Origin of the sequence: Kitasatospora sp. NPDC059722, from assembly GCF_042733235.1 — a bacterium.
Classification (GTDB): domain Bacteria; phylum Actinomycetota; class Actinomycetes; order Streptomycetales; family Streptomycetaceae; genus Kitasatospora.
Window position 1 is genome coordinate 56,229 of sequence record NZ_JBHWGD010000043.1, and the last position, 10,591, is coordinate 66,819.

Sequence of the window (10,591 nt, forward strand, 5' to 3'; positions counted from 1 at the left end):
CTGGACCACGACCGCCTCACCCCGCGCCCGGCGCCTCGGTCAGCAGGGCGCGGGTGAGGCTCGCCCGGTTGGCGACACCGAGTTTGCGGTAGATCCGGCCGAGGTGACCGTCGACCGTCCGTACGCTGAGGACCAGCGTGCCGGCGATCTCACCGCTCGTCAGACCGGTGCCGGCCAGGCGGGCGATCTCCCGTTCCCGTCCGGTGAGCGCGGCCAGCACGGCCGACGGGTCGGGGACGTCGCGGCCGCCGGCATCCTGCGCCGCACCGCTCGGTGCGTCGAGCAGGGCCCGGCTCTCGTCGGCGTCCCCGGTCAGCAGCCGGGTCCGAGCGAGCAGCACCCGTGCCTCGTGCCAGTGGTCCTCGCCCTCCCGGAGCAGCGACAGGGCGGCCGAGAGGTACTCGGCCGACGTCGCGGGAGAGGTGTGCAGCGCGTTGCGCGCGGCGGCGATCAGGGTCGTGACGTGCTCCGGCGCGCCGGGATCGGCGGCCCGTGCCACGTGGTGGGCCCGCCGGGCGATCGGGGCCGCCCGCTCGGCGAGCGCGGCCGCGGCGCGGCGGTGCAGTGTCAGGCGCCGGCTGGGTTCGAGGCGCTGGTGGACGACCTCGGCCACCGCCCGGTGACGCAGCACCAGCTGCGGCGCGCGTTCGGCCGGGCGCAGCAGGTCGAGACCGGTGAGGGTGTCCAGCGCCCGCATGGTCTCGGCCGGTTCCAGCCCCGAGACGGCGGCGAGCAGCTCCGGGTGGAACGGCTCGCCGAGCACCGCGGCGGCCTGGACCGCGGCGAGCGCGGCGTCGTCGAGGGCGGCGAGCTCACCGAGGACCGCCGTGCCGGCCTCGGCGATCGCCTCGCCGTCGGCGGCCAGGATCCGGAGGTACTGCGGGTTGCCGAGACCCTCCCGGTACAGCGCGTCGAAGCGGTGTACGTCGTCGAAGCGGTGCGCCTCGTCGAAGCGGTTCACGTCGGCGAAGCGGTTCACGTCGGCGAAGCGGTTCACGCCGGGGAGCTCACCGAGCAGTTCCGCGGCCTCCTCCCGGGAGAGCGCGCCGAGCTGCCACACCTCCAGCAGGCCGGCGGACGTCGCCCGGGAGAGCACTGCGGCGATCGCGGGCGACAGCTGGCGCTGCCGGTAGGCCAGCAGGCAGAGCAGCGGGCCGGTGGCCGCCGCGTGGATCATCCGCTCCAGGCCCGGGATCTGGTCGGCGGCGAGCTGGTGCACGTCGTCCAGGACCACCACGGCGGCACCGCCCCGCGCCACCTGCCGGCGCACGTCGCAGTTGTCGTCGAGCAGCGGCCGGAAGCCCGGGAGCGCGGCCGCGATCTCGTACTGCCCCTGGGCCGCAGCCACCCGGACCCCCGCCGCCCTGGCGTGCGCGGCGGCCGTGAACATCAGCGTACTCTTGCCGATGCCCGGCTCCCCCACCAGCGCGATCGCCCGCCCGCCGGCCGACCCCAGGCCGTCCAGCACCGCCAGCAGCGCCTCGGTCTCCCGCGCCCGCCCGAGGAGCCGGCGCCCTCCGGCGACCGCGTCCCGCGCCGGCAGGCCCCTGATGAGCGGGCCGCCGTTCCGTATCTCGTCCGACATGACCGGCACAGTAGCGGCCCCGGCTGACGCCGACATCGCGCGACCGTGTCCCGGGCCGCCCCGGGGCCGTCTCGCCCTGTTGATGGGGACCTCGAATCCGGCATAACCTCCCGGAATGGTGCAGAGCAAGGCCGTCGACGTCGACGGCTACCTGATCGAGGTTCCCGAGGAGCAGCGAGCCGTCCTGGCCGAGGTGCGGCAGCTGTGCCGCGCGGAGCTGGCGGGCTTCGACGAGGTCATGGCGTACGGGATGCCCGCGTACGAGCGGGACGGCGTTTGCGAGATCGCGTTCGCCCGCCAGAAGCAGTACTTCTCCTTCTACCTCATGCGCAGTGACGTCCGCGAGGCGTTCGAGGAGCGGCTGGCCGGGCAGGACATGGGCAAGGGTTGTCTGCGGTTCCGCAAACCGGAGGACATCGACTTCGGCCTGTTGCGGGACCTGCTCAAGGCCACCGCCGCCCGGCCCGGAAAGATCTGCTGACTCCTGCCGGTCACGGGGGCACCGCGCGGCCGGCGCCGCGTCAGCGCGGGGGTACCGGAGACGTGTGGAGCGTGCCCGAGAGGATGAGCAGCGCAGCGGCGACGAAGCAGGTTCCCACCAGGAACCCCATGATCGGGAACTGCCAGCCCAGCCGGCCACCGGCTTCCCGGGCCTGCTGCGGCCGTCCGGACGGGTAGCAGACGATCACCTCGCTGCCTGGTCCCCCGGGCCGCGACAGGTACACCTCCTGCCGGTGCACCCCGCCCTCCGGCGCCTGGAACCGGACGACGCCCTTCCAGCGAGGTCCTCCCCTGTTCGTGCGCTCGCGGTAGCACTGGAGGAGCATGCCGACGACCCGGGTCCCCCTCTGGGCGCGCACCTGCCGAACGGCGCTCGTGAGGGAGAAGCCCCACAGGCCGATGCCCACCACCAGAAGGAACCACAACCCGCCGTCGCCGTGCATGGCGCGACCCACCGTCTTCCGTAGCAGGAACGAGGCCGCCCAGGCTACGCGACCGCCGGTCCCCCGCCCGGGGCGGGGCCCGACCGCGCCGGCACGGGCACGGGCCCGTCCCGCACGCGTCCACGTCGGGTTGCGGAGGCCGCCGGAACGGGGCGTCATGACAGGAGGGACCCCGCCTGCCTGCCCCCGGGAAGCGGCGCCGCGCCGTTCCCCGGCCACTAGAGAATGTCGGAGACCTCCGTGCAGACCGTTCGCACCTCACCGCAGATCACCCGGGACGTCATCGCCTTCATGGAGCCCGCGCTTCGCGCAGCGACGGCCCGGCTCGACGAACCCGTCCGGCGGATGACGGAGTACCACTTCGGGTGGGTCGACGCCGAGGGCCGCCCGACGACACCGGTCGGCTTCCGTCGGCGGCCGGCGCTGGTCGCCCTGCTGTGCGCGGGCAGCGGTCCGCAGGCGTGGGAGGCGGTCCGGACGGCCGCCGTCGCCGGCACCCTGATGTCGGCCGCCGGGACCGTCCACGACGACGTCATCGACCAGGAGATGGTCCGCAAGGGCCGGCCGACCCTCTGGACGGCCTTCGGCGTGCCGGCCGCGATCCAGGTCGGGGTCGCCCTGCACTGCCTCGCGTTCGAGCTCCTCGCCGAGGAGGGCGACCGGGTCTCCACCGAGCTGATCCGGCGGGCCGCCCGCGCCATCCGGGAGTGCTGCTCGGGGCAGATCCGCGACCTGGAGTCGGAGGGCACGTCCCGGATGAGCCTGGAGCTCTCGCTGGAGCTGCTGGAGAGCACCATCGCCCTCCCCACCGCCGGGGTGTGCCTCGCCGGCGCCCTGGTGCGCGGCGCCGGCGAGGAGGAACTGGTCGTGGCCGAACGGTTCGGCTACCACGCCGGCATGGCCATGGCCTTCTTCGACGACTGGGAGGGCGTCTGGGGCACCTCCCGCGACACCCTCGAGGACCCGCTGGCCGACCTGCGGCGGCGCAAGTCCCGGGCCTTCGTCGCGGTCGCCCTCCAGTCCGACGGACCGGCCCGCGACCAGCTCGCCGCCTTCTACGACGACACCGCCGCGCCCACCCTCGACCAGCTCCGGCACGTCGCCGGCCTCATCGAGGAGTGCCGGGGCCGCGCCTGGCTGGAGGAGCGGATCCGGGAGCACATCCGGCTGGCCCACGCGATCCTGCCGCAGGCCGTACCGGACCCCGTCGCGCGGGCCGAGCTCGCCGCGTTCGTCGCCGCCATCGCCGACGAACTACCCTGACGGGCGCACGATCCGGGGTCGGGAGCACAGGGGACCGCAGGAGGAGGGGGGCGGGGCGCAGCGGTGTTCGCCGTCTCACCGCCGACGATCCGCCGCCTTCTCGTGGAGACCGTCAGTACTGGGCGAGGTCGAGGGAGCGGACGTCCTGCGGGGCCAGCGCCGTGACCGGGCCGAGGGGGATGCACTCCCCGGTCCCGGCGAAGGTGCACAGCTTGGCCTCGTGCAGGTCGTCGCCCTCGGGCACGAACTTCCAGATGTATGCGAAGTAGGCCGTGTCGGCTTCGAGGGGGCGTCCCGGCCACACCGCGCCGAAGGTGTGTCCGGCGCGGGCATCGGCCTCGGTCAGGAAGTGCGACTCCCCGTCGACGTTCCAGCAGCCCGTCCCGGGGATGCTCTCGCAGGCGGGGTACCTGATGGCCCAGGCCATGAACATGGGCGACCTGGCGGTACGGCCCTCGGGGTCCGAGGTGACCTTGAGCCGCACCAGCAGGGCGGTCTTCCCCGCAGGGGCCGCGACTCCGGGGAGTGCGGCGCTGGTCCCGACACTGACGACCTGGGCCTTGATCGTGTCACCGTGGATCGCCGGCCCCGTGGGGGACGGGAAGGGCGACGGGCTCGGGGAGACGGCGACGAGCGTTGTCGGGTGCGGTACTGAGCCTCCCGGCGCGGCACCGATCGGACCACTGCTGCAACCCGCGAGTGCCGTGATCGCGATGCCGAGCGCCGCGACCTGCTTCGTCAGTCGATGAATCGTCATGAATCCCCCGTTACCGTGCCGGGCCGCGTGGTCCCCGGCCTCGTGTGAATCACGGGATCATGGCACATCGGTCGATCACCAGGGCAAGCACTGCCGCCGAGCGGGATTCCACGGGCGGGCGGGCGGGGGGGCAGGCGGCGGGCGCGCGTCGGGCAGGCGGCGGGCGGGCGGACAGCGGGCGGACAGCGGGCGAGCAGGTACTCGACAAGCGTCCAGCAGGTACCCGACAAGCTTCTACAGCCCTGTAGACAGTCGGGCCAAAAGCTGTAGAGTGAGCGCCGGTTGAACGACGGCCACCGCCGCCCGGCCGGTCCGGGACGGCCCGTGGGCGTCGGCGTTCCGTGCGCCGCCGCCGCGCGGCACGGGCCCGGCCGCGCCGCACTCGTCGGCCTGCCGAGCACCCGCCGCGCTCCATCCCGACGCACAGTTCCCGCAAGCCCCGACGGCGGCACCAGGCGCCGGAGGCCGCCCCGCCCCCTACCCCGCCATCGCGAGAAGATCGGCCGACCGTGTCGCAACCCCCAGACCTCCGGGAGGCACCGGCGCACCACGCCGCCCCCTCCTGCCCGCCCGGTTCCACCACCGGGCGCGTCGTGATCGTCTCCGCGAGCGTGGGCGCAGGGCACGACGGGGCTGCGGCCCAACTCGCCCTTCGGCTCTCTCATTTGGGCTTCTCGGTCGACCGCCACGACTTCCTGGACCTGATACCCGCCGGCTTCGGGCGACTGGTCTCGGACAGCTACCGGCTGCTGCTGACCATCGCCCCCTCCGCCTACCAACGGATCTACTCGGCCACCGAGAACGCCGGGCGTCCGGGCCTCATGATCCGGCTGATGCAGCGCAGCAGCCACCGGCGACTCCTGCGCCGGCTGCCGCCGGACACCCTCGCGGTGGTGGCGACGTACCCGCTCGCCGGGCAGGTGCTCGGCACCCTGCGCCGCCGGGGACGCCTCGCGGTGCCCGCCGCCGTCTATCTGACGGACTTCTCCGTGCATCCCCTGTGGGTGGCTCCCGGTGCCGATCTGCACCTGGCGGCGCATCCCGTCCCGGCCGGGCAGGCCCGCGAGCACGGCGCCGAGCGGGTGGTGGTCGCCGGCCCGGTGGTCGATCCCCGGTTCACCCCGGCCACCGACGCCCAGCGCAGCGCCGCCCGGGCCCGGTTCGGCCTCCCGGCGGACGCGCCGCTGGCGCTGCTGGTGGCCGGCTCCTGGGGAGTCGGCGAGGTGGCGAAGGTGGCGGCCGAGATCCGTGACACCGGCGCGGCCGTTCCGGTCGTGGTGTGCGGGAAGAACGGCCCCCTGGCGGCGCGGCTGCGGGCGGACGGCATCGAGCACGCCTTCGGCTGGGTCGACGACATGCCCGGCCTGATGCACGCCTGCGACGTGCTGGTGCAGAACGCCGGCGGCCTGACCTCCCTGGAGGCGTTCGCCTGCGGCCTGCCGGCCGTCAGCTACCGCTGCATACCCGGCCACGGCCAGACCAACGCCGCCGCCCTGGACGAGGCCGGCCTCGCCCCCTGGATCGAGGACCCGGCCGACCTCAAGCCCGTCCTCGCCGCCATGGTCGATGGCATCACCCGGCGCCGGTACCGCGAGGCCGGGCTGGCCCTGCACCGCGAGGCGACCGGCCCCGCGAACGCCATCGCGGCCGTCGCCGAGCAGTACGCCGCCGAGCGGTCCGGCGCCACCACGACCTCCCCCGCGATCCCGGCGATCCCGGCGCAGCGGCGTCATCCGGGCCGGGCGACCGCACCCGCGCCGCGCCGCCCCGTCCGCAAGCTCGGCATCGCGGCCGCAGCTCTCGCCGCGACCGCCTGGCTGGCCACCGGCGGCACCCAACTCGCCGTCGCCTACGGGGGATTCGACACCGTCGACCCCGACCACACCGGCCGGGCCTACCTCGTCGTCCACCCGCCGCACAGCGGTCGCCTCGACGACGCGACACTGCGCACCCTGGTGGCCGAGAAGGCAGCCGTCTCCATCGACGCGGCCGAGGCCGCCGCCGACCCCGGCGAGGTGCGCCGCCTCGCGAGCGCCGGACTCACCGTGGTCAACGCCGGCTACGGCCCGCCGTACGCGACCGGGATCGTCACCCGCCGCGACTCCGTCGAAGCCGGTGCCACCGCCCTGCGCGCGGCCACCGGCGCGGCCGCCAGGTTCTTCCTCTCCGGCACCGACCTGGACGCCCTCGACCTCGGCCTGGCCGCCTACCACCACGAGCACGTGGTGGTCCCCGACGCCCGGATCGCCTGCGGCACTTCCACCACTCCCGCCGTGCGGCCCGGCCAGGTCGTCCTGGTCGAATGCGGCGACGCCCACCCGGCGGACCTCTCCGCCACCCTGCACCGCCTGGCCACCACCCCCCACCGGCTCCCGCGCCTCGGCGCGCTCACCACCCTTTCCTGAGGCCGTACTCGATGAAGCCCCGCACGCTCCTGCGCATCGGCACCGCCGCAGCCGCGCTCACCGCCGTCCAGGCGGCCCCCGTCATCTCCACCTTCGGACCGCTGCGCAACCGCCTGATGCCCCGCCTCGCCGGGACCGGCCGACCCGACCACGTCGCCCTCACCTTCGACGACGGCCCGGACCCGTTCTCCACGCCGCACTTCCTGACGATCCTTCAGAGATACGACGTGCAGGCCACGTTCTTCCTCCTCGGCTCGATGGCCGACAAGTCCCCGGGCCTGGTGCGGGAGATCGCCGACGCCGGCCACGAGATCGCCGTGCACGGCTGGGCCCACCGCCCGCTGCTGCTGCGCGGCCCCCGCGCCACGTACCAGGACCTGCGCCGCGCCCGCGACACGATCGCCGACCTCACCGGCCGGGCACCGCAGTGGTTCCGGCCCCCGTACGGCGTCATGACCGCCACCGCCCACCTGTCCGCACGCAGGCTCGGGCTCACCCCCGTGCTGTGGACGAGCTGGGGCGAGGACTGGACGAGCCGCGCCACCGCCGACTCGGTGCACCGCACGGTCACCGCCGACCTGCACGGCGGCGGCACGATCCTCCTGCACGACTCCGACTGCACCTCCGCCCCCGCCGCCTGGCAGTCCGCCCTCGGCGCCCTGCCCACCCTCCTCGACCACTGCGCCGCCAAGGGCTGGCAGGTCGGCCCACTGCGCGACCACGGCCTCCCGAACACCCCGGGCCGGCCGACCCCCGGCACGGAAGCCGCCTGAACGGGCAGCCCCGGCGGGCCGGCGGAAGCTGCCGGCCCGCCGGGTCAGGCCGTTCACCGGTACTCCGTCACCGGTACTCCGTCAGCGGCGGGCCGTCCGGCGGCGGGCGGCCACGAACACGCCTGCACCGACGCTGAGCAGGGCGGCACCGCCCACGCCGTAGGCAAGCATCCGGCTGCCGTCGCCGCCGGTTTGGGCCAGGCTCCCGTCCGGCACGATGGAGGCCGATGGCGAGCCCGCGCCGGTCGGCGCAGCACTCGACGTGGCCGTCGCGGTGGCGCTCGGGCTCGGCGCAACCGTGGCCGTGACGCTCGGGCCCGGGCTCGGCGTACCTGTCACGGTGGCGCTCGGGCTCGGCGCAACCGTGGCCGTGGCCGTCGGGCTCGGCGCGACCGTCGTGCTGGCGGTCGGACTTGGTGTCGCCGTGGCCGTCGCGGTCGGGCTCGCTGTTGCCGTGGAAGTGGCTGTCGGTGAAGCGGTCGGCTCGGGCTTGCAGGAATGGCCGCCGTTCCAAGCGGAGATCAGGTCCCCGTAGATGACGCCCTCAGGGTAGTTCGGCAAGGGATTGTCGACACCGTCGAACTTCCGGTCACCGCGGTACAGGTCGAGTTGGCCGAAGCATTTCGGCAGGTGGGCCGATACGTCCAGGGACGCCCGGGGACTGTCGGCGGACAGTGCGGCGGTCGCCCAACCGAGGAAGGCCTGCTTGCCCGACGAGGACCACGTCGGGCCCTCGGAGTCGTAGGAGGCCAGCGAGACCTTGTAGACGCAGCCGGCGTCGGGCTTCCCGACGAGTCGGACCTCGATGACGCCGTGCGGCTCGTTCATCCGGCTGCCCCTGGTCCAGGTCTTGCCCCCGTTGACGGAGTACTCGACTGCGAGCGGCTTGCACGCGGGCGCCTCGGCGGCCTGGGCCGGGCCCGCGGCGACGAGCGGAATGCCGGCGGCCATGCCGAGGGCGGCGAGCCCCGGAATGTGACGAAGATACGTATGGCGCACGAAAGAACCTTCTGAATAGTGCGGTACTGATGAGTCCCCGTGCCTCCACTCCCTTGAAGGCCGGAACGAATCTATTGGCATACGAACGGGAATCGATCCGCACGGCTGCCGCACTTGCTGCAGAACCCGCATGCAGGTTCCTGCACCGCACGTGACATTGGTCCCGGCCACGATGGACCGAGGCCCCTTGGGCGCCCCGGGTCCCCCCTTGCAGGATCTGTTCTCGACGGCGACGCCCGGCCTGGACCGCCGTTCCGGTCCGACGAGTTCCCGGGAGTCCGATGAACGGCAACGCGCTTGCGGCGCTGGGCGTGAACGCCCAGGAGGAAGCGGTCTACCGACTGCTCCTGCGCTCCCCCGGAATCGGATTCGCCGCGATCCGGCTCGGCTGCGGGATGGACCAGGATGTCGCCGGTGCCGCCGTCGCCCGGCTGCGGGACCTGGGCATGGTCAGGGAGATGCCCGGCCGTGGCACCTTCAGCGGCAACGATCCGAGGGCCGTGGTCGAACGGCTGGCACGGCGCCGCGTCCACGGGCTCCAGAGCGAGATCCGGCAGGTCGTCTCCTCGCGCCACGTGGTGGACGTCCTGCTGGACGACCAGCGGCAGGGGCAACGGGGTCCGGCCTTCGACCTGCAACGCGTCGAGGGAATCGACCAAGTGGTCGCGTGCATCGACGAGTTGTCCTTCTTCACCCGCGAGGAGCGGCTGACCACCCACCCCGGACCGATCATCACCGCTGCCCTCGACTCGGTCCGGAGCTCGGACCTCAAGTGCCTGCGACGCGGCCTGCGGATGCGGACCATCCTCCACACCAGCGCGCTCGACCGCCCGGAGGTCGGCCTCCTCGCGAGGGAACTGGCGGAGCAGGGCGCCGACGTACGGGGCACGGCGGGTCCGCTGGAACGGATCGTCATCTTCGACCGGCAGACGGCCGTGGTGGCGGTCGACCCGCACGACATCACCCGCGGCGCCCTCGTGATCCGCCAGCCCGGCCTGCTGGCGAACCTGCTGGCCCTGTTCGAACGCCGCTGGTCACAGTCCTGCCGGGTCGAGGAGCAACTGCCGGGCGAGACCGAACGACAGGTCCTCCAGGCCATGGCCCGCGTCGACAAGGACGAGGCCGGAGCACGCGAACTCGGCATGTCGCTGCGCGCCTACCGCGGCCATGTCGCGGCGCTGATGCGCCGCCTGGGAGCATCGAACCGGTTCCAGGCGGCCCTGGTGGCCCGTGACCGGAACTGGATCTGACGCGCCACCCCCGGCGGAGGCCGAGCGACGACGCCGGAGGACCGCGGCAAATCCGGTGACACGCGCGTGCCGTACGGAGAGACTGGCGGCAGACGTGCACAAGCAGTCGAAGGCCGAAGGGCGAGCAATGGCACTGGTGAAGAAGGGGTCCCGTCGCATCGTCGTCGACGGCGTCGAGTACTTCTGGCGACTGAGCAGGAAGCACTGGTGCTGCGACTTCGACGTCAGCACCCTGGCCTACATGGTGGAGGACGCGGCCCGGCCCGGCACGACGCTCGTCGTCGAGACCGGCCGGCCGTCCCTTCTCGCACCGAGCCTGGTGCCGGCCGAACTCGTCCTGCCGCGCGAGGTCGCCGCGGGCATCCGGGCCGCGCGGTCGAACGGCTGGACGCCCGGCTCCAACGGTTCGCCGTTCAAGCTGCACCTTTCCGCCGTCTGACCCGGCCGCACCCCGCTGGCGCGTCAGTGCTCGCACGCGGAGATCGAACGGGAGCCTCGTTTGCCACCGGCGCACGCGGATATTGGCGGATGGGGGTGGTTGGTGCCAACACCGACCACACCCACACCCACCCCCCTCCCCCCCACACCCGCGCCGCTCGGAGGTGTGTCGCTGGT

General features: G+C 73.7%; 10 protein-coding genes. 6 read left to right on the top strand and 4 right to left on the bottom strand.

Going from position 1 to position 10,591, the window contains the following annotated elements; genetic code table 11:
- Positions 1 to 16: 16 nt before the first annotated feature.
- Positions 17 to 1,585 (bottom strand): LuxR C-terminal-related transcriptional regulator, encoded by a 1,569-nt coding sequence (locus ACFV4F_RS25660; protein WP_380505713.1) that lies wholly within the window; start codon positions 1,583 to 1,585, stop codon positions 17 to 19.
- A 115-nt stretch (positions 1,586 to 1,700) separates the two neighbouring features.
- Here ACFV4F_RS25660 and ACFV4F_RS25665 point away from each other — a divergent pair, with 115 nt between their 5' ends.
- Entirely contained in the window at positions 1,701 to 2,066 is a 366-nt protein-coding gene (locus ACFV4F_RS25665; RefSeq protein WP_380505716.1) for an iron chaperone, read from the top strand.
- A gap of 40 nt (positions 2,067 to 2,106) precedes the next feature.
- Here ACFV4F_RS25665 and ACFV4F_RS25670 read toward each other — a convergent pair whose 3' ends face one another.
- Complete coding sequence (locus ACFV4F_RS25670; protein WP_380505719.1) at positions 2,107 to 2,529, bottom strand: DUF3592 domain-containing protein; 423 nt, start codon at positions 2,527 to 2,529, stop codon at positions 2,107 to 2,109.
- Positions 2,530 to 2,769: 240 nt separating this feature from the next.
- Between ACFV4F_RS25670 and ACFV4F_RS25675 the strand changes: the two genes are divergently transcribed.
- On the top strand, positions 2,770 to 3,792 hold the full coding sequence (locus ACFV4F_RS25675) for a polyprenyl synthetase family protein (RefSeq protein ID WP_380505722.1): 1,023 nt from the start codon (positions 2,770 to 2,772) through the stop codon (positions 3,790 to 3,792).
- 112 nt (positions 3,793 to 3,904) lie between these two features.
- Here the strand turns inward: ACFV4F_RS25675 and ACFV4F_RS25680 are convergent, their stop codons facing one another.
- Positions 3,905 to 4,549 (bottom strand): hypothetical protein, encoded by a 645-nt coding sequence (locus ACFV4F_RS25680; protein WP_380447238.1) that lies wholly within the window; start codon positions 4,547 to 4,549, stop codon positions 3,905 to 3,907.
- 509 nt (positions 4,550 to 5,058) lie between these two features.
- Between ACFV4F_RS25680 and ACFV4F_RS25685 the strand changes: the two genes are divergently transcribed.
- The gene (locus ACFV4F_RS25685; RefSeq protein WP_380505725.1) at positions 5,059 to 6,954 is read left to right on the top strand and encodes a glycosyltransferase; all 1,896 of its coding nucleotides are present in this window, start codon (positions 5,059 to 5,061) and stop codon (positions 6,952 to 6,954) included.
- A gap of 11 nt (positions 6,955 to 6,965) precedes the next feature.
- Entirely contained in the window at positions 6,966 to 7,727 is a 762-nt protein-coding gene (locus ACFV4F_RS25690) for a polysaccharide deacetylase family protein (RefSeq protein WP_380505728.1), read from the top strand.
- 81 nt (positions 7,728 to 7,808) lie between these two features.
- On the opposite strand, the gene ACFV4F_RS25695 is transcribed toward ACFV4F_RS25690, so the two are convergent.
- Complete coding sequence (locus ACFV4F_RS25695) at positions 7,809 to 8,678, bottom strand: hypothetical protein (RefSeq protein WP_380505731.1); 870 nt, start codon at positions 8,676 to 8,678, stop codon at positions 7,809 to 7,811.
- A 329-nt stretch (positions 8,679 to 9,007) separates the two neighbouring features.
- Here ACFV4F_RS25695 and ACFV4F_RS25700 point away from each other — a divergent pair, with 329 nt between their 5' ends.
- Positions 9,008 to 9,976 (top strand): helix-turn-helix transcriptional regulator, encoded by a 969-nt coding sequence (locus ACFV4F_RS25700; protein ID WP_380505734.1) that lies wholly within the window; start codon positions 9,008 to 9,010, stop codon positions 9,974 to 9,976.
- 127 nt (positions 9,977 to 10,103) lie between these two features.
- A complete protein-coding gene (locus ACFV4F_RS25705; RefSeq protein ID WP_380505737.1) occupies positions 10,104 to 10,415 on the top strand; it encodes a hypothetical protein in 312 nt (103 codons plus the stop codon).
- The last annotated feature ends 176 nt before the right edge of the window (positions 10,416 to 10,591 follow it).